The organism is Bradyrhizobium sp. ORS 86 (assembly GCF_045571475.1).
In the GTDB taxonomy this organism is placed as follows: domain Bacteria; phylum Pseudomonadota; class Alphaproteobacteria; order Rhizobiales; family Xanthobacteraceae; genus Bradyrhizobium.
In genome coordinates this window covers 1,328,633-1,345,897 of sequence record NZ_CP120699.1, presented here as the reverse complement: position 1 = coordinate 1,345,897, position 17,265 = coordinate 1,328,633, and the positions used below count along the sequence as shown (strand labels likewise).

Below are 17,265 nucleotides of genomic sequence, written 5' to 3'. Positions count from 1 at the left end.
GCTCTACGGGGTCGGCGTCGGTCGCGGCGACAACGATTTGATATAGACGGCAATTGCCGTGCGATCGCGGTCGGACAACATCGCGGTGTTGGTGACAACATCGGCCATCGATGATCCTACCCTGCCGTGGTTCGGTGTGTTTCCGGTTCGAAGTAGCTCAGCGAGATCTTGCGTCGACCAATTTCCAATCCTGGTCGGCGTAATATTCGGGTAGAAGCCCGTTCCTTCCGGATCCTGTCCGCCGGCATAACGGGTGTTCGATCTAATTCCACCGAGAATGTTGCGCGACGAATGGCACTCCGCGCAATGTCCCACGGCCTCGACCAGATATCGCCCGCGATTCCATTCATCGTCGTGGCCACGATCCGGCTGGAGTTGACCCGGCCGGAAGTAGAGAAGCTTCCACAACCCAATCATGCGACGAACGCGGAACAACGGCGTCAGTTCATGCGCAGGCGGCCGCCCTTTGACCGCTGGCAATGTCCGCAGGTAGGCCATCAGGTCGCTGACATCCTCTCCGCGCATATGAGTGAAGCTCGAGTACGGAAACAGGGGATAGTAATGGCTGCCACCGGGAGAGACGCCGTTCAGCAAGGCATTGGCAAGATCCTCGGTTCGCCAGCGCCCGATGCCGTCTTGCGGATCCATGGATATGTTGGGAACACGAAAGGTCCCGTACGGCGATGCCAGCGCCAATCCGCCACCGAGGCGCAGCCGATTGGATTGCCCTGGCGAGGCATGACACGACGCACAATCGCCGGCTGCGAACACGAGCTTTCCGCGAATAGGGTCGCCGCCCTGATTGGATAGCCTGATACGATCTGGAGATGCAAGGAATTGCGGCGACGTGACCAGCCAGCCACCGACGCCCAACGCCCCGACGATCGCTCCCGCGACAATCCACCAACGCACTGCGTGCATCTCAGCCTTGCAGTATAGACGGCAACGCCATGTAACGTGCTGCTTGCATCGATGTTCCTGGCGCGGAGGACGCGCGCCCTAGATCAGAAATGCGCCATCTATCGGCGCGTCTGTCATTCGAGCAGTCTCACTTTCCATACGGTGCTGGCGTTGGGGCCTGATCAACGTGAATGCGAGCTCACTTTGGTCGGCGTTTTAAGATCGCGTCGCACGCCTCGATGTTCTCTGACGACCTTGATTTTGCGGTTCGAATGCCAGCCTTTGGCGAAAAATGCCGAGCGCCACGGCTCTCATCGTCACGTCACCCAGCACGTCGCTACGAACCATTCAGCCCGGCTGCGCCCATTGAAGGTCACGTGCTGTGGAGGCCGCCGCTGCGATTGAAGGTTGTGTACCGAAGCAAAGCTGTGCTGAAGTTCTCAGATCTGCCAACTGCTCCTATGTCGGTCTGGGGTGGTAATACAGCCGACCACCAGACATTGGCATTGTCACCCCTGCCGGGCCCGCTTCGTCCGCGTAATGCGGTGCACCGTATTCACGAGGGCGACATGGGTAAATGCTTGAGGAAAATTTCCAACTAGCCGCCCGGGCTCGGGCGCGTATTCTTCCGAGAGGAGACCAACGTCGTTGCATAGCCCAAGGAGCTTCTCAAGCAAGGCTTTGGCTTCGGCCTCGCGGCCGATCATATGGTAGGCGTCCGCAAGCCAGAAGCTGCAAGCAAGAAACACGCCTTCTCCCTGTGAGATTCCGTGCCCCGAAGGAGGCACATCATAGCGCCTGACTAGTCCGTCAACGAGCAGATCTTGTTCGATTTTCGCAATCGTTGACAGCACCCTGGAATCATCCGGCGGCAGGAAGCCGACAACCGGGATGCGAAGCAGGCAGGAATCAAGTACGCTCCCGCCGTAGGTCTGTACGAATGTTTGACGATCTGGATCGTATCCATTGCGACAGACATCTTGGTGGATTTGCTCACGCAACCGCTTCCAATCATCGACCGCACCTCTCATTCCAAACTCCTCGGCACTTTTGATGCCGCGGTCGAAGGCAACCCACGCCATGACCTTCGAATATGTGAACTGGCTTGGCTCGCTCCGAATTTCCCATATGCCATGATCCGGCTTGGCCCAGATTTTCGCGAGATGGTCCAGCAATACGCATTCAACGGCCCAAGCTCGTTTGTTCTCGGCCAGTCCACCATGTCGGGATTGATAGAGCGCGTCCATCAATTCACCGTAAACATCGAGTTGCAACTGTGTGTGTGCGGCATTTCCGACGCGGACAGGCCGCGAGTTTTCGTAGCCCGGCAACCACGGCACCTCCCATTCCGCCAACCATCGTTCGCCCGAAACGCCATACATGACCTGGAGCTGTGCCGGGCTACCCGCGACGGCCCGGATCAACCAATCTCGCCAAGCGGCAGCTTCATTGAAGTAGCCCGACTTGATCAGCGCCAATAGCGCCAAGCTTGCGTCGCGGATCCAGCAGAAGCGGTAGTCCCAGTTTCGCTTGCCACCAATTTGCTCCGGCAAAGACGTCGTGGCTGCCGCCACGATACCGCCGGTCGGACGAAACGTGAGCGCCTTCAACGTAATGAGCGAACGCCTCGCCGCTTCGCAATAGGGACCAGCCGCTTGATATCGCGATGACCAATCGCGCCAGAACTGCTCGGTTGAGATGAGGAGAGCATCGGCGTCCGGAGCATGAGGCGGAGCCGCCTGCCAAGACTCCTGATAGGTCAGACTAAAGCGAATGCGCTGTCCCTTCTCAAGGCGAAATGAAGCGACACTCTCCATGTCGCGTTCCTGCAGAGGCACTTCGCTATGCAGCAGCAGCATATGCGGACCGGCGACCAGACTGAGTGAATCGCGATCGAGATGATTGACCCATGGTACGGTTACCCCGAAGTCGAACCGGGCCACGAGCTTCATGTTCATCTCGACATGTCCCTCGAGGCCCTCGACTATCCTGACGATCGTTGGATAGCGCTCCCTGAGCGGCATGAAATCGACGATTCTCGCGGTTCCGCTGCCGACGGCCAATACCGTTTCAAGAACCAACGTCCCAGGGATGTACCGACGCATCACAGAGCTGGGACTGCTGCTGGGAGCCAACGACCAACGGCCATTCTGCTCGTCTCCGAGCAGTTTCGAAAAGCAGCTCTGGGAGTCGAAACGAGGTAAACACAGCCAGTCGACAGAGCCGTCGCGACCAACTAGCGCCGCGGTCTCGCAATCGCCAATGAGTGCATAATCTTCGAGTCGAGCCATTGTCCAGTTCGTCCGCGCAATAGCGAACCTGCCTTCCTTCTCGGCAGTTCAGCTCTGTGGGAGCTTCCGTGCTCCGCATTGATATCCAGCAACGGTACCCGCAGGTTCAAAGTTCCAATGCAGCGCATTTAGGAACGAATGGGGCTCCCCTTAGCTTTTCATCAGGGCGGAAGGCGCCACTGCTCCAATGGTCCTTAAAAGCGTGCGATTGTATTGCCTCAACTTCGTTGGACCGATTTGTCGCCTGGACCGCCCTGCCCGGCGGGGTTGCATTGATAATGTCAACCGCCTGAGGCAGAGGCAGCGTGGATGATATATTCGTTTCGTACCGTGGGTTCGCGAATGGAGTTCCGCGACGCTGCGGCTCTGGCGGCCGTTGGCATGTTGCTCGCGGTTGCCTTCGGCTTGAGTACCCTCATCACGCCGCTGTATCTGCTCTATCAGCAGAAGTTCGGCTTCTCGCAGATCACACTGACGCTGATCTATGCGGCCTACGCGATCGGTAACATCGCCGCACTTCTACTCCTTGGACGTGTCTCCGACAGTATCGGTCGGCGTCCGACCGCACTCGCCGGTATTGTCGTTTTGATCTCCGCCGCGTTTGTGTTTCTGTTCGCAGGCAGCACCATCTCTCTCTATGTTGGGCGCATTCTCAGCGGCCTCGGCATCGGAATCGCGAGCGGCACCGGCAATGCCTGGTTGGCCGAGCTGGTCGACAAGGACGATAAGGGACGCGCCGCCATTATTGGCACAAGTACCAACTTCCTCGGTCTCGGCCTCGCGGCGTTGCTGTCAGGCCTGCTCGCACAATATGCACCGTGGCCGCTACATCTCTCGTTCATTGTCTATCTCGTCATCGTGTGCTCGACCGCCGCGCTGGTCTGGTTCACTCGGGAAACAGTTCGGCATGCTGACTCCGGCCAACTCGCGGTTCGCCCGACATTGTCGGTGCCTCGGGAAATTCGCGCGCAATTTGTTGCCCCCGCCATTACCGGCTTTGGTCTCATGGCGCTTGTCGGGTTCTACGCAGCGCTCATGCCTTCGATGCTGTCGCATGACCTTCACATCGAAAACCGCGCTGCGGCCGGCGCGCTGCTGTTCGAGCTCGCGGCGCTGGTCGCGCTGGTGATCGTCGCAACGCAAGCGCTGGCGAGCCGCACCTTGATGATGTGGTCGCTTGCACTTATGATTCCGGCGACCACGGCTGTCACGGCAGCGCAGGTTTGCGCCTCGTTGTGGGGTATGCTGGCGGCGACCGCAGTGGTCGCTGCGGCTGCCGGCCTTGGCTACCGGGCTAGCTTGCAAGTCGTAAACCAGATCGCGCCAGCGGATAGGCGCGCCGCGGTGGTTTCGAGTTACTTCATATGCTGCTTTGTCGGCAATGCGCTGCCGGTGATTGGAATCGGCGTCTTGTCGAGCCTCACGAGCTCCGCCACGGCCGACGTCGCATTCTCCGGTATGATCGCAGCCTTTGCCCTGATTGCGCTGATCTTCGCGTTGCTTCATCGGCGCTGAAGCCTGGCGCCAGCGCACTAAACTCGGGGCAACTGGACAGAAGCAAGATTCGGCGCTGAGTCGATTAGTATGATGTACCAAGACGTCCTGCCGCTGTTCACGTCCGGGCGGGTGCGTCTGTTGGACAACCGCTGGCTGGTCGCCCGTTCGCGGGACTCGAAAGAAAAATCAATTCGACGGGTCGCGACCGCATCGACCATCCGCCGGGCGCGCACGACGATCTCTGCAACAGTGCGGCCGGTGCGATCGTGGCCGCCGTCGCCGCAGACCACAGGCCGAGGCTTCTGTTCGGCTGAACTGAGCGACCAACGAAGCCAACACGAAGGATACCAAGATGACGACCACGATCCACGCTGTAGCCACCCGCCCGGTCCACATACCGACTAGCCTCACCCCCACCGCGCTGCTCAACACACTGGGCCGCCTCGGCCTCATCGTGCCGAGCAGGCTCTCGGCCACCGCAGCGGCCGGTCAGTCGCTGCGCGCCTGCGGCTGAAATACACTCTCGCGGAGATCGATGCCGCGCTCACCAATAGCAACGTGCCGACCTGCGACCGCTTCCGCCTCAAGAGCGCGCTGGTCGACAACGGGCTCTTGGAAACCAAACGGTAGAGGGAGCGATCGCTGCTCAAGAGGATCAAGGAGGCCGCGGCGATGACCATGACCGGCCAACCTAACGGCAGGGAGCGGCTGCGGCACTTCGCGAGCGACCTCGCCAAGGCCAACGCTGTCGCGGCCGACTTGGAGTCGCTCGCCGGCATCATCAGAGACATGGATGCGGCACAGGCGGCCGTGCAGGGCACGATTGCAGACGACGGCGGCGTGTCTTCGCTGGCCGACTACGCGACGGGCAACGCCAAGGACGACAAAATCGCCAAGCTCATCGCAAACAAGGAAGAGGCGACGATGGCTGCCGCCCTCACAAGGGATGCTCTGCCGGGCGTTCAGTCCATGCTGGAGAATGCGCGCGGTCAGGTCCGCGAGCTGAAGCGCCAGAGGCAGGACGAGGTCTCGCGTGTCTGCGCGCTCGCGCAGACGCCGTCGCGTTCGAATGCCGCCAGGCGTTCGACGCGCGCTGCCAGTTGCACGATCAGTTGTCGCGCATCTCCGCCGCGCTTGGTCCAGAGGAAACAGTCAGCGACGTTCTGAAGTGCCGTCCGTTCTTGATAGCAATCCCGAGGTTCGCCCCGCGGGATTTGTCCTTGCTGGCCGAACTGAGCGCCGCTTATACACCCGTGCGGCGCTCCGTGAGCGAATGGACGGTAGACACCGCGACGTAGGACTGGCAGAAGGCGAGAGCCTCACGGAGAACATAGAGGCGGACATCGAAGACCTAATTGGGCCGCCGGGCGAAGACGGTCCAGCAGCCTGACCACAAAGCTCGGCCGCCGCCGTCACGTGGGCCAGCTGATGCACTCTGTGTCTTATTTCGGATTGAAATTCTGCTTGCTGAGGTCCAGGTCCTTGGCACGATCGTGTTAGCACTGTCGGCACTCGGACAGCGACCCCACGTATTGCTTGCACTCATTTCGGAAAACGTCCTGATGCGCGATCTTACCCAGTAACTGGCCAGCAGTCGCGCCCCGCACGGCGCGTGAACAACGGCTGCACTGTTGCATCTTGGACTGGCCCGGCTTTTTAGAGGCTGGGCTCAATGTACCGCGCCACGGCTTCGTGGACCTTGGCGCGGTCCGTCCGGTCCTGAGTCCGCTGGCTGCGCAACAGGGTTGGATACGAGCTGGGATCGTCGCGGACTACAGAGGTTTGTTTGCCCATCGCCACCACTGATCGAAGGCGTCCGTCGAGCGATGACGGGGTAGCTGGTTTTGCCTTCGGCAACTTGACTGTGAACACACCAATGGCAATACCAAACGTTGATCCAGCTCCATCGCATCAGCTCGAACAGTTCAAGCACGTCGGAGAGCCGAGCTTGGGGCCGTCCGGCAAATGGTCGAGCAGCAGGTGCGCCGTATTGGCGGCGATCTCGTCGCGCTTGACGGCGTTATATCCCTTGTAGACTTCTGGAGATTGGTCGCGCACCGGCGAGCCGCCCCCAGCGGGATCTCGATCGGCTTTCGTTTGAGCATACGCGCGGGATAAGTATCCCGAGACGGCTTCGAATCCTTCCTCGCCGTTGGCTCCAGCCTCAAATCAGTTGGACTGGTCCGTCACCAACCTCCGCTTTACGTGTTCCGCCTGCTCTCTCGTCAGCTTCTCGGCGAAGGCGCCGGTCTCCAATAGCGCCGGCCCTTTGCGTTCGCGATCGTAGACCATCCAGCCAGTGCCGCCTTGCCGGACGAGGAATCGAGCCTGCGGAGATGCTGCCTGATCCAAGTTGGCCCCCATTTTGGCGGGTGCACGTTTGAAAGAAGGGCCCCAGCAGAGGCATCACCGGGGCTTAAAGATGCGCGTTTTCCAAATCGTTGCCATAAACGCCCACGCCGCCGGCTTGGTTCCTTATCCTGATTTCGGCATCGCCGCGTTTTCGTAACGCGGACATTCGGGTCCCGGATAGCGGGTTTTCCAAGGCCATCTCGGCGAGCCGGAGACGACGGGCCGGCGCGCTGACCCGAGCGCAAGCCCCGCGAGCGCCGCCGCTTGCGGGCTCTCATCTGAGGCAATGTGCAATCGCTGAATCGGTACCCGCGGCGACCCCGTCTCGCGGGCGGCGCCAGACGCGGCCGCCTGCTCCACGGGCTTTAAGCTGGGGCTAGCCACTTGACGGGTTGGCTAACGTCTCCTGGACTTAGGCTTACCGCATTCGTCGCGCCGCGCTGCTGCTTAAAGTCCGGACTGCCGGTTCCCCGTATCGACGGGCTCTGACGCGACGAGATCGGATAGGCCCCTGGTGGTCTTTCAGGTCGCTCTGACGATGACGGGATACTCGACTGCGACGCCTTCAGGGGCATGCTCCTCAAGCCAATGTTCGGCGGCCTCGTTCGAGGCAAATACTTTGAGATATTCGCCATCACCAACTTGCTTGTTTGTATCTACGTAGATCCAAACCGTTTTCATTGGTCTCTCTCGCGGCTGTCCCTGCCTCACTAGGGTTTTCGATTCGAGCCAAACTCGTGAACCTTGCGCGGGTTCAGCAGCGTGACGACACGGGGCAAGCGTGGTTGCCCCTGTGTGGCAGCCGACTGTCCCGGGGCAAAATCCCCAACGACCCCGGCGCGAAAGGGCGCCGGGGTCGCCAACCTGGTCGGGGAAACAGGTCTTCTCCAGGTTTAGGGGCAGGGGCAAGCCCAGAACCAGGAGCGGCAAGTCAACTACGTCAGAGCAATGAGGTTCCAGATAGGTGTGCCCATTTCTCGAATAGCGACTGCGCCAAAGTTGCTACCAACGAGGCATTACAAGGCCGATATAGAAGAGCGAGCGACGCAACGAGGGTTGCCGTACTGAGGGCCACCACGACTAAAGCTCTTTCGGAGGAGGCTTGTAGGTCTTTGTCATCCATTGCAGCGCAACGCCGGCGCGCGCACGCCGTTCCTGTCGGAAGTCATTCTATGCGCCTGAGATGGACCTATCGCAGACCGATCCGGGCTACGGCCGTTTCCGCGATCTCTTTTGCCGATGCACCAGCCACGCCGACCTCGATAACCGTACGAGCAACCATCTCGCAAAGCGGATCGTCACGATCAACCAAGCCTAGTGCGCGCAAAGCTCGGTCGAAGGCCTCGTTCAACAACTCGATTTCCTCGGGCGTATATTTTCTGGTTTTCAATAAGCGACGGATTGGCATTGGATGCGCCCCTGGCTATCGGTTCCACCAGTATCATGGAGCTTCGACCAACCATAGAGGACAGAATTCCACGTCAGAGGACGGGTCTTCGCATCATGGGGACTTTCAACCTTGAACTAGGACACGAGGGATCGAAGACGGACAGCGACGAGGTGCGAGAAATGGACTCTGCCGCCGCGGCAACGCTCCAGTCGGCCGCGCAAATAGGAACGGGTCCTCACGAGGAGTGTTTTTAGCGCAGCCTGTCGAGGCTAACCTTTAATTTCTGGCCTTTCCAACTGCCATCAGGCGTGATGCCAACAATGGACAAGGGGCTGAAACACTACGTGGCCTTTGGAGTCGACGCGGCGGGCGTAGCGCGCGCGACCTACGAATTTAACAGCCTGGACGATACGGAGGCGCGCAGGCGAGCCGAAACATATTTGGCGACCCACGATATCATCGAGCTTTGGCGCGATCACAGGCGCATCGCTCGCCTTCAGCGCGCAACTTAGCTGTGAAACGGGACATAGCCCTGATCGTGCTCTGGTTGCTCGCGCTGTATGCAGCTATTTGGTTTGGGTGGGACGTGCCACGAGAGGTGCCCCGGCTGGTGCCTCACGGGAGCACGAGTTCGAATCCTGTCTGAGTGTTTATCGCCCCGCCACCCCTCGCGCTGAGGTCTCTACGACAGGTCGAACTGTCGGCCCGAACACGCGTTCGCCTTCATCGAAGGGAGGCCGGAATGGCAATGAAGGCGAAGAAGCGTACTGCGCGGGGACGCAAACTAGATCGAGCACTCGTCGCCGGCGGACAAGACTATGAGGTGCGTTACGAGTCGAAGAAAGGCGGCAAGTCCGCTAGTTCGGTGAGAAGGCGGTCAAGAAGGTTGGAAGCAGCCGGAAGCGGGCGAGCGGGCGCTGGGCGGCTCTAGATCGAAAAAGCGTAGCCGCTAGTTTGTCGATCTCTAAATTCAGTCACCTCTTGGCCTCGGGATGACTATCGACATTCGCTCTTGCCGCGGCCAGCGCCTCCTGACTGGTTTGGTAAGTCATTGTCCGGACCGTCTGCCCGCCGGCCAGGGGCGTGATCTTAACCAACGAGCCGCCGCCTGGTTGCTCGACCACGACGAGTCGATGACCTCGATACTCAATCCCCTTATCCATCGTAGGTGAATCCGTATCGTTAGCTTGGCGATATCTGGAATGCGCGTACAGATCTCGACGGAACCGTCACCAATCAGCTCGGAGGCTGTGTGATGGCCTCGTTGCGGAGGTTAGGAGAAAGACGTCCTGCCTCACCTCTTCAGCAAGCCTGAGCCAATCTGCAGTTAGCTTTAGCCATGCCTGCTTGTCGGGCGGACTGATCGCTTGGTCCGCTCGCCTGCGGGAATGCGTGGGGCGGAGAAGGCCCGCACACTTGGGACAGCGACGACCACTCTTCTGCGTTTGGAGCGTTGGCGGCAGGCCTAGCTTATGCGCATTCATGGTAACGCACCGGCGCGGATGAGAGACCGAATCACAAATGCAAAAAGTGCACATTCGTTCCCAGCCGGGAGTTACTAAGCCGAGCTTACACCAAGGAGGTACGGTCGTTGCGCGACGATGTGGTTGATCGCGGCCTTCCATTCGGCCGGCACCACCTCGAACTCGGAGGTCATCGGTTAGTTGGCCTTTCGACCGGCAGCCGAACGTCCATATGGGGCTCAAGCCCGTTGGCGAAACCGCATAACCTTGGGCCCACGATGCTCCGCTTTCGCGCACCGCTCTCCGTCAGTCTGCACGTACTTCACCGGCTTCCCTTTATCGTTCGCCCGGCCACCAGGCCGAAGGCGGGTTGCTGGCTGAAATCTTGGTTGTCCGCAGCGCCACAACGTGGCCGCGCTTAAAGCGATAGCCCGCACGTCAGAGCCGTCGTTGCAGTGCTGTACCGCTCAAGCTCGTGGACGGGCGTCGCCTTGTGTCGTCGGCGCACGATGTCGAGCGGCACGGTCAGGTCGCTCATAGGCATATCCGGCGTTCAAGGCGTCGCTGAGCGTAGGAAGGCTGGGCCGGTCCTTGGAAGGCGAGCATGCGCGCATTCTACGCCTCGTAGGCGAGCCGCTCGGCCTCCTTGCGCGGCGGCCGCCCGCTCCGCCGAAGCCGCGACGGCGCCGCCGTAGATTCTCTCCCTAGACTTGCTGCCCATCCACTCAAGATGCGATGCGGTGGTGCGGCATTCCTCGTTCCAGCTTACGCGTCTGACCGGCGAACGAAGAGTTGGCGGCTCGATTGGTTGAGCGACGAGGGCAGATGCTGGGCCTCGATCGGCCAAGCCCGCCTTTTCGATCTCGATCGCGACGCCGACGACTTCGCTGTCATGTTTCCGACGACCGACGATCTGCAGTCCCGCTGGCAACTTGCCGGGCCGGCGATGCAAAGGTCCCGCTTCCTGTGGAACGCAACTCGAACGGCTGCTTGCGCGCCATTTCGACGAGCGACTGCGACTCCTTCCCTCGAAGATGCTTTGACTGAGGTCTGGCGCTAGACGTCGAAGAACACGGTCTCATTGGCGCCTTGCAGGTGGATATCGAACGTGTAGACACTGCCCGCACCCTTCCTAGCAGTCAGCGTCGCGCGGCGGTCGGCCGGCACTTGCGCGAGGACAGGATCGTCGGCGTTCGATGCCTCGTCGTCGAAATAGATCCGCGTGCAGAGGTGCAGCAGCACGCCGCGTGCGAACACCGCGAGCAGGATGTGCGGCGCTTGCGGCTTGCCATCGGGATCGGGAACCGAACCCGGCTTGATGGTGTCGAACGCGTAGCTGCCGGTCTTGTCAGTGCCGCAGCGACCAAAGCCCTTGAAGCTCGAATTCGGCAACGCGCGCTTGTCCTCCGGGTCGGAGAAGCGGCCCTGTGCGTCGGCCTGCCAGATCTCCAGCATGCAGTCTACGACCACCGCGCCGTCGCCGTCATAGACCTTGCCCTCGACGCGGATGCGCTCGCCAGAGACGTCAGGCGTCAAGAGGTTGCCGGTGAAGGCGTCGTTCCACTCGTACTCGCCGTTCGGCGTCAGGCCATACTTGAAGTACGGGCCGACAGTTTGCGACGGGGTGATTCCATCGGGACGCTGGTTCGACACTTACCTGGTCTCCATCGGCGTAACATTGCGCCCGCGCAGCACGATATCGAAGCGATAGCACAGCGCCCATTCTGGCTGGGTGTTCTCGAGATCGAACGAGGACACCATCCGCATCCGCACCTTTTCGTCGCTCACCGAGTTGAAGATCGGGTCGAACGGGAACAGCGGATCGCCGGGGAAATACATCTGCGTCACCAGACGCGAGATGAAGGAATGGCCGAACACCGAGAAGTGGATATGGGCGGGCCGCCATGCATTGTGATGATTGCCCCAGGGATAGGCGCCGGGCTTGATGGTGATGAACTTGTAGTAGCCGGCTGCATCCGATTGCGTGCGGCCGGCGCCGGTGAAATTCGGATCCAGCGGTGCCGGGTGCTGGTCGACGACATGGACGTAGCGGCCGCCGGAATTGGCCTGCCAAAGCTCAACCAGCGTGTTCGGAACGCCACGGCCATCCTCGTCGCGAACGTGGCCGTGCACGATGATGCGCTCGCCGAGCGGCTCGCCCTTGGCCTGGACGGTGAGATCGTTGTCGTGCTCGCGCACGGCCTCATGACCATAGACCGGGCCGGTGAGTTCGGAGAGCGAATGCCGGATCGGGATTAGCGGCCTTTGCGGCGCGCGTTTGACCGTGCTCCGGTACGCGGGAGACAGGCGCGCGGGATGAACCGCGTTCGAAGTGAGCGGATAGATCAACGTCATGTGCCTTCTCCCGAAACGTTCACTACCGGCGCGCGTGTTTGCGACCTCCGCTAGGCGTCAGGCCGGTGCCTTGAAGTCGTAGGAGATGCGCCCCGCCGGCAGATAGAACAGCGCGATCACCGCGCCTCCGCGCACTTCGGGATAGTGACGGCTGCCGGGATCCGGTGCCGTCCAGCCCGGCCCCTGCCAGCCCTGCAACCCCTTCAGCTGCGCCCCCTTGTCGAGGGGAACGACGAGGTTGAGCTCGCCATAGGGATGACCGTGATATTGCCCACGCAGCACGTCGTGATCGTCCTCGTCCTTGAAGCGGCGTGGATCGGTGCTGTTCATGTAGACCGCGGTGATGCTGAACTGGAACGTCTCGGGGACCGGCTCAAGGATGCGGCTGCGCCGATAGTTCGGGCCGTCCACCTCCTGGTTTGCCGCCCAGCCCTCCTCGACTCCCATTTTGATGAGGCGGGCGAGATCCTGGTACAGCGCGCTGTCCTCTCCATAGGTCTCGTTGAGCCATCGCTCCATCGCCGCGCTCGGCGTCATATCCTTGACCTCGCGCAGAAACGGAATGCTGCGTTCGATAAGCTGTTCCCGGCTTCCCATGATTGTCTCCTGGTCTAATCCTCGAAACCCTTGAAGGAGGCGAATACCTCCACCTCCGCGCGCGGCATCAGCCGCGTACGAGGCCGCTCCCTGGCGTGGCCCATCGAGATCCCGCAGGCCACCATCTGCTCGGCGGGGATCGACAACAGCGGACGCAATATCCGGTGGAATCTGGCGAAGGTTTCCTGCGGACAGGATTGCAGCCCGCGTCCGACCGCCGCCAGCATCACGTTCTGGATGAACATGCCGAGATCGAGCCAGCTTCCCATCGCGAGGCGCCGATCGATGGTGACGATCAATCCAACCGGCGCGCCGAAGAACATGAAGTTCTTTGCGGTCTGCCGGCTCCTCGCCGCAGTGTCGCTTTGCGCGATCCCGAGCGATTCATAGAACAATCGCCCGAACTCCTGGCGACGGCCGAGATACGGCTCGGGGAAGGCGCTGGCGTAGTACTGGTATTCGGAGACGTGCTCGCTCGGCTCGTTCTCATACGCATGCAGAAGCGCAGCCGACACCTCGGTTTTGGCGGCGCCGGCGAGCACGTAGACGTGCCAGGGCTGGATGTTCGCGCCGCTCGGCGCGAACCGCGCCACGCGCAGGATTTGCTCGATGGTCGATCGGGAGACCGGACTGCCGGAGAACTCGCGGCACGACAGCCGGCCGGCGATCACCTCGTCGATCGGATTGCGCGCGGCCCCGCACGCCGCGTCGCGGCCGATCACGACTTCTTCACGAGCGAGCATCCGCCGTCCTCCATCGGTCTGAAGGCCTCTTCTCCCGGGATCGTGGCCAGCAGCTGGTAGTAGTCGAACTGGTATTTCGACTCCTCCGGCGACTTGACGCGGAACAGGTACATGTCGCGGACGAGCCGGCCGTCGGGACGGATCCTGCCGTTGCGGGTCATGAAATCGTTGACCGGCAATTCGCGCATCTTGGCGGCGACCGTCGGCCCATCGAGCGTGCCGGCGGCTTCGACCGCCTTGAGGTAGTGCATGACCGCACCGTATGTGCCGGCATGGATCATGGTCGGCACTTTCTTCGTCTTCTCGATGAAGCGCTTCGACCACGCGCGGGTCTCGTCGTTGAGGTCCCAGTAGAACGCCGAGCTCAGCATCAGACCTTGCGCGCTCTGCAGCCCGAGGCTGTGAATGTCGGCGATGAAGACGATCAGGCCGGCAAGCTTCTGCCCGCGCGTCACGCCGAACTCGCCGGCCTGCTTCACGGCGTTGATGAAGTCGCCGCCGGCGTCGGCGAGCGCGATCACGTCGGCCCTGGAGGCCTGCGCTTGCAGTAGAAAGGATGAGAAATCCGGCGTGTTGATCGGGTGCTTCACGGCGCCCACGACCTTGCCGCCGGTGGCATCGATCACCCTGCGGCTGTCGGCCTCGAGCTGCGCACCGAGCGAATAGTCGGCCGAAAGGAAGAACCAGGACTTGGCGCCGAGGCGCGAAATCGCCTTCGTCGTGCCCTGCGACAACGCATAGGTATCGTAGGTCCAGTGAATGCCGGTCGGCGAGCACTCGTCGCCGGTCAGCCGGGACGTGGCCGCACCGGTGGCGAGAAACAGCTTCTTCTTGTCGCGCGTGATGCCCTGCACCGCCAGCGCGACCGCGGAATTCGGGACGTCGAGGATGGCCTCGACATTGTCGTTCTCCAGCCAGCGCCGCGCGATCGCGGAGCCGACATCCGCCTTGTTCTGGTGATCGCCGGCCACGATCTCGATCGGACGGCCGAGCACCTTGCCCTTGAAATCATCCACCGCCATCTGCGCCGCGACCACCGAGCCCTCGCCGCCATTGTCGGCGTAGAGCGACGACATGTCGGTCAGCACGCCGAGCCTGACCGGCCCGCTCTGTGCAATTGCCGGCGTCGCCGTCGCCGCCAGCATCAACGCCAATCCGATCGACTTACACGTGCCACCTCGGGCCGACATCACCCAGGCCTTCATCGCTTTTCTCCTCCCAACCCGGCGCCGCCAATCTTGGCCAGAACGGCGCGTTGCGGAAGTGAAAGTCTTGCAGAGTGACCCTGAACCGGCTTCAGATGGCGGGCGGCGACGCGAGGACGAAGCGCTTGCGCGTGATCCGATCGGTTGCATCCGCCAGACGGCTGGCCTTAACTGCCGTCGCCCGCGGAAGGTTGCCAAGGCGAGCGATCCGCTACAGACAGGACTCTCAGCGTGTCCGTTTCCTTCAAGACCCTGGATCTGAATCTGCTCAAGGTATTCGACGCCGTCATGGAGGAGCGCAGCGTGCTGCGGGCCAGCCAAAAGGTCGCGCTGAGTCAGTCTGCCGTCAGCCACTCGCTGGCGCGGCTGCGCGAGATGCTGGACGACGACCTGTTCGTGCGCACGGCAACCGGCATGCAGCCGACCGCTCGCGCCGTGACGATGGCGCCGCAGGTCCGCCAGGCGCTGCGATCGCTGGAGGCGGCGGTCGAACTGCCGACCTTCGTGCCGGCGGCCTCGACCAAGCCGTTCACGCTGGCCGCCAACGACTTCACCACGATGGTGCTGGCGCCGCCGCTGCTGAAGATCCTGGGCCGGGAAGCTCCGGCGATCGACCTTACCATCAAGCCGGTGACGCGAATCGATCTTGCCGAGCAGATCGACCTCGGCCGCATCGATGTCGCGATCGGCGTGTTCTCCTCGCCGCCAAGCCGCTTCCGCACGGCACTGCTGTTCGAATATGACGACGTGCTGATCGTCGGCAAGAAGCGCAAGCTTGGCCGGCTCGACAAGGCAAAGCTCGCGACCCTGCCGCTGGTCGTGGTATCCTTTGGCGGCGAGCAGGAGGGCGCGATCGGCGGCTTCATCTCCGAGCGCGGACTCGCCCGGCGTTCCGAGATGTACGACCGCCCCGCGCTCGAACGGGCGTTGTCCGACAGCGACCGGCCGCCACGGATCGCGGTCTCCCTGCCGCATTTCCTTGCCCTGCCTGCACTGCTGGTCGATTCCGAACTTGCCGCCGTCGTTCCGCGGCCGCTGGCGCGGGCGCTCGAGCAGGTGCATGCGATCACGACCTATGAACTGCCCTACACCACGACGCCCGTGGAGGTTCGGCTGCTCTGGCACGAACGCGTCGAAGACGAGCCGGCGCACGAATGGCTTCACGAGGTGCTGCGGCGCGCCACCGAAGAGCTGAGGCGCGGCGGGTGACGCCCAACCGCCTTTCCCGGCCTCATTGCGCGGCCATGGTACCGGACATCGGAATCCAGCGTTCGCCGTCGAAACGCTGCGGCCGTAGCGACGTGATCAGGCGATAATCATCCGGGCTGGTGTTGACGGTGATGCCCGGGATCAGGCCCGGCAGCGCCAGGTTCTTCAGCGCGGTGGCCTGCTTCATGATGTTCTGCCGGGACAGATCGTTACCGCAGGCCTCGATGACCTTGGTCATCAAGACAGCGACGTTCCATCCGGTGAAGTTGAGCTGATCCTCGATATCGCCCTCGGGATAATACTTTTTCATGAAAGCCAGCCATTCCAGATACGCGGGATCGTTGGCCCATTCGGGATCGCCGACCGTCTTGGTCGGCGTCGCCGAGATCGCTCCTTTGGCGTTATTGAGCCCGGCGGGCTTCAGGATCGTCGGCACGAAGTTGCTCCCGATCGGCAGGAATTGTTGCGCGCCCCAGCCGAGCTCGCCAGCCTTGCGGATCGCCTGCGAAGTGAATTTTCCGGTCGACGCATTGAGGAAGACGTTGGCGTTGGTGCTCGCCAGCGCCACGACCTGCGAATCGACCGTAGGCGACGTGACTTCGTAAGGCGACGCCGCAACGATCTCGGCCTTGGGGTCGAGCCGGGCCAGCTCCACCTTGAAGCTACGGAGATATTCGCGGCCGTAGTCGTCGTTCTGGTACAGCACCGCGACGCGCGCGCCGGGCGTCTGCTCGGCCGCCAGCCGCGCGTAGATCGCAGCCTCGGTGCTGAACAGCGTCATCCCCGAAATGGTGTAGGGACTGGTCTTCGGATCGGCAAAGCGCTCGCTTGCCGCGAACACGAACAGCTGAGGAATCTTCTTGGCGTTGAGATATTTCTGAACCGCGGCGTTCTGTGCCGTTCCCATGCTGCCGAAGATCGCGACCGCCTCGTCGTTCTCGATCAGCCTGCGCGTCTGTTCCACCGCCTTCGGCGGGCTGTAACCATCGTCGAGCGAGATCAGCTTGACCTTGTGGCCATTGATGCCGCCGCGATCGTTGATCATCTGGAAATAGCGGGTCTGCACCTTGCCGACGGCGCTCAGGGCCGACGCCGGCCCGCTATAGGGCATGGTCTGGCCAAGGATCAATTCGATCTCGGCGGCGCCGGCCGAGCCGCAGGCCGCGACCAGGACCGCGAATATGATGAGAGCGCGAAGTCCGCGCATACGCTCCTCCCCTGTTTCTTACCTGGAATATTCTTCCTAGGAAGATAATTGTCAAC

Annotated in this window: 16 protein-coding genes and 1 pseudogene; 6 read left to right on the top strand and 11 right to left on the bottom strand. The window is 61.7% G+C overall.

Translation table 11 applies throughout. The features are described 5' to 3' along the window. Positions 1-3 precede the first annotated feature (3 nt). Both P6U25_RS06180 and P6U25_RS06175 read right to left on the bottom strand, forming a co-directional pair. A complete protein-coding gene (locus P6U25_RS06180) occupies positions 4-921 on the bottom strand; it encodes a c-type cytochrome (RefSeq protein WP_407150592.1) in 918 nt (305 codons plus the stop codon). A 488-nt stretch (positions 922-1,409) separates the two neighbouring features. Beyond that, positions 1,410-3,191, bottom strand: coding sequence for a glycoside hydrolase family 15 protein (locus P6U25_RS06175; protein WP_407150591.1), 1,782 nt, complete (start codon positions 3,189-3,191; stop codon positions 1,410-1,412). A gap of 381 nt (positions 3,192-3,572) precedes the next feature. On the opposite strand from P6U25_RS06175, the gene P6U25_RS06170 reads away from it, so the two are divergent. The 3 genes from P6U25_RS06170 to P6U25_RS06160 all read left to right on the top strand — a co-directional run bounded on the left by P6U25_RS06170 (position 3,573) and on the right by P6U25_RS06160 (position 5,855). Next, a complete protein-coding gene (locus P6U25_RS06170) occupies positions 3,573-4,706 on the top strand; it encodes an MFS transporter (protein ID WP_407150590.1) in 1,134 nt (377 codons plus the stop codon). A 334-nt stretch (positions 4,707-5,040) separates the two neighbouring features. After that, a complete protein-coding gene (locus P6U25_RS06165; protein ID WP_407150589.1) occupies positions 5,041-5,202 on the top strand; it encodes a hypothetical protein in 162 nt (53 codons plus the stop codon). A gap of 158 nt (positions 5,203-5,360) precedes the next feature. Beyond that, positions 5,361-5,855 carry a hypothetical protein gene (locus tag P6U25_RS06160; protein ID WP_407150588.1) on the top strand — a complete coding sequence of 165 codons (495 nt, stop codon included), beginning with the start codon at positions 5,361-5,363 and terminating at the stop codon, positions 5,853-5,855. A 744-nt stretch (positions 5,856-6,599) separates the two neighbouring features. On the opposite strand, the gene P6U25_RS06155 is transcribed toward P6U25_RS06160, so the two are convergent. The 3 genes from P6U25_RS06155 to P6U25_RS06145 all read right to left on the bottom strand — a co-directional run bounded on the left by P6U25_RS06155 (position 6,600) and on the right by P6U25_RS06145 (position 8,448). After that, positions 6,600-6,746 (bottom strand): hypothetical protein, encoded by a 147-nt coding sequence (locus P6U25_RS06155; RefSeq protein ID WP_407150586.1) that lies wholly within the window; start codon positions 6,744-6,746, stop codon positions 6,600-6,602. Positions 6,747-7,562: 816 nt separating this feature from the next. Next, a complete protein-coding gene (locus P6U25_RS06150) occupies positions 7,563-7,721 on the bottom strand; it encodes a hypothetical protein (RefSeq protein WP_407150584.1) in 159 nt (52 codons plus the stop codon). A 508-nt stretch (positions 7,722-8,229) separates the two neighbouring features. Next, a complete protein-coding gene (locus P6U25_RS06145) occupies positions 8,230-8,448 on the bottom strand; it encodes a hypothetical protein (protein WP_407150583.1) in 219 nt (72 codons plus the stop codon). Between the two features lie 302 nt (positions 8,449-8,750). Here P6U25_RS06145 and P6U25_RS06140 point away from each other — a divergent pair, with 302 nt between their 5' ends. Both P6U25_RS06140 and P6U25_RS06135 read left to right on the top strand, forming a co-directional pair. Next, on the top strand, positions 8,751-8,942 hold the full coding sequence (locus P6U25_RS06140) for a hypothetical protein (RefSeq protein WP_407150581.1): 192 nt from the start codon (positions 8,751-8,753) through the stop codon (positions 8,940-8,942). 236 nt (positions 8,943-9,178) lie between these two features. Beyond that, a pseudogene (locus P6U25_RS06135) lies at positions 9,179-9,348 on the top strand (DUF3606 domain-containing protein); the annotation flags it as partial. A 1,601-nt stretch (positions 9,349-10,949) separates the two neighbouring features. On the opposite strand, the gene pcaG reads toward P6U25_RS06135, so the two are convergent. From pcaG to P6U25_RS06110, 5 genes are read right to left on the bottom strand one after another with little or no spacing between them, the layout of a single operon-like run. After that, on the bottom strand, positions 10,950-11,546 hold the full coding sequence (gene pcaG, locus P6U25_RS06130; protein WP_407150580.1) for a protocatechuate 3,4-dioxygenase subunit alpha: 597 nt from the start codon (positions 11,544-11,546) through the stop codon (positions 10,950-10,952). Next, entirely contained in the window at positions 11,547-12,248 is a 702-nt protein-coding gene (gene pcaH, locus P6U25_RS06125; protein WP_407150579.1) for a protocatechuate 3,4-dioxygenase subunit beta, read from the bottom strand. 57 nt (positions 12,249-12,305) lie between these two features. Beyond that, the gene (locus tag P6U25_RS06120) at positions 12,306-12,845 is read right to left on the bottom strand and encodes a DUF4863 family protein (protein ID WP_260374556.1); all 540 of its coding nucleotides are present in this window, start codon (positions 12,843-12,845) and stop codon (positions 12,306-12,308) included. A gap of 14 nt (positions 12,846-12,859) precedes the next feature. After that, positions 12,860-13,588: a nitroreductase gene (locus P6U25_RS06115; RefSeq protein WP_407150578.1), complete on the bottom strand. Its 729-nt coding sequence runs from the start codon at positions 13,586-13,588 to the stop codon at positions 12,860-12,862. Beyond that, the gene (locus P6U25_RS06110; RefSeq protein ID WP_407150577.1) at positions 13,564-14,793 is read right to left on the bottom strand and encodes an ABC transporter substrate-binding protein; all 1,230 of its coding nucleotides are present in this window, start codon (positions 14,791-14,793) and stop codon (positions 13,564-13,566) included. Before P6U25_RS06110 ends, P6U25_RS06115 begins: the two co-directional genes overlap by 25 nt. Before the next feature lie 231 nt (positions 14,794-15,024). On the opposite strand from P6U25_RS06110, the gene P6U25_RS06105 reads away from it, so the two are divergent. Further along, complete coding sequence (locus P6U25_RS06105) at positions 15,025-16,002, top strand: LysR family transcriptional regulator (RefSeq protein WP_407150576.1); 978 nt, start codon at positions 15,025-15,027, stop codon at positions 16,000-16,002. Positions 16,003-16,024: 22 nt separating this feature from the next. Here the strand turns inward: P6U25_RS06105 and P6U25_RS06100 are convergent, their stop codons facing one another. Then, positions 16,025-17,209 (bottom strand): ABC transporter substrate-binding protein, encoded by a 1,185-nt coding sequence (locus P6U25_RS06100; RefSeq protein ID WP_407150575.1) that lies wholly within the window; start codon positions 17,207-17,209, stop codon positions 16,025-16,027. Between the last annotated feature and the right edge of the window lie 56 nt (positions 17,210-17,265).

What these genes read in the sequence shown, in the direction of transcription:
- P6U25_RS06160 (WP_407150588.1), top strand. Translation starts at nt 5,361, where the DNA reads ATGACCATGACCGGCCAACCTAACGGCAGGGAGCGGCTGCGGCACTTC.
- P6U25_RS06170 (WP_407150590.1), top strand. Translation starts at nt 3,573, where the DNA reads ATGTTGCTCGCGGTTGCCTTCGGCTTGAGTACCCTCATCACGCCGCTG.
- P6U25_RS06100 (WP_407150575.1), bottom strand. Translation starts at nt 17,209, where the DNA reads ATGCGCGGACTTCGCGCTCTCATCATATTCGCGGTCCTGGTCGCGGCC.
- P6U25_RS06120 (WP_260374556.1), bottom strand. Translation starts at nt 12,845, where the DNA reads ATGGGAAGCCGGGAACAGCTTATCGAACGCAGCATTCCGTTTCTGCGC.
- P6U25_RS06180 (WP_407150592.1), bottom strand. Translation starts at nt 921, where the DNA reads ATGCACGCAGTGCGTTGGTGGATTGTCGCGGGAGCGATCGTCGGGGCG.
- P6U25_RS06115 (WP_407150578.1), bottom strand. Translation starts at nt 13,588, where the DNA reads ATGCTCGCTCGTGAAGAAGTCGTGATCGGCCGCGACGCGGCGTGCGGG.
- pcaH (WP_407150579.1), bottom strand. Translation starts at nt 12,248, where the DNA reads ATGACGTTGATCTATCCGCTCACTTCGAACGCGGTTCATCCCGCGCGC.
- P6U25_RS06150 (WP_407150584.1), bottom strand. Translation starts at nt 7,721, where the DNA reads ATGAAAACGGTTTGGATCTACGTAGATACAAACAAGCAAGTTGGTGAT.
- P6U25_RS06165 (WP_407150589.1), top strand. Translation starts at nt 5,041, where the DNA reads ATGACGACCACGATCCACGCTGTAGCCACCCGCCCGGTCCACATACCG.
- P6U25_RS06145 (WP_407150583.1), bottom strand. Translation starts at nt 8,448, where the DNA reads ATGCCAATCCGTCGCTTATTGAAAACCAGAAAATATACGCCCGAGGAA.
- P6U25_RS06140 (WP_407150581.1), top strand. Translation starts at nt 8,751, where the DNA reads ATGGACAAGGGGCTGAAACACTACGTGGCCTTTGGAGTCGACGCGGCG.
- P6U25_RS06175 (WP_407150591.1), bottom strand. Translation starts at nt 3,191, where the DNA reads ATGGCTCGACTCGAAGATTATGCACTCATTGGCGATTGCGAGACCGCG.
- P6U25_RS06110 (WP_407150577.1), bottom strand. Translation starts at nt 14,793, where the DNA reads ATGAAGGCCTGGGTGATGTCGGCCCGAGGTGGCACGTGTAAGTCGATC.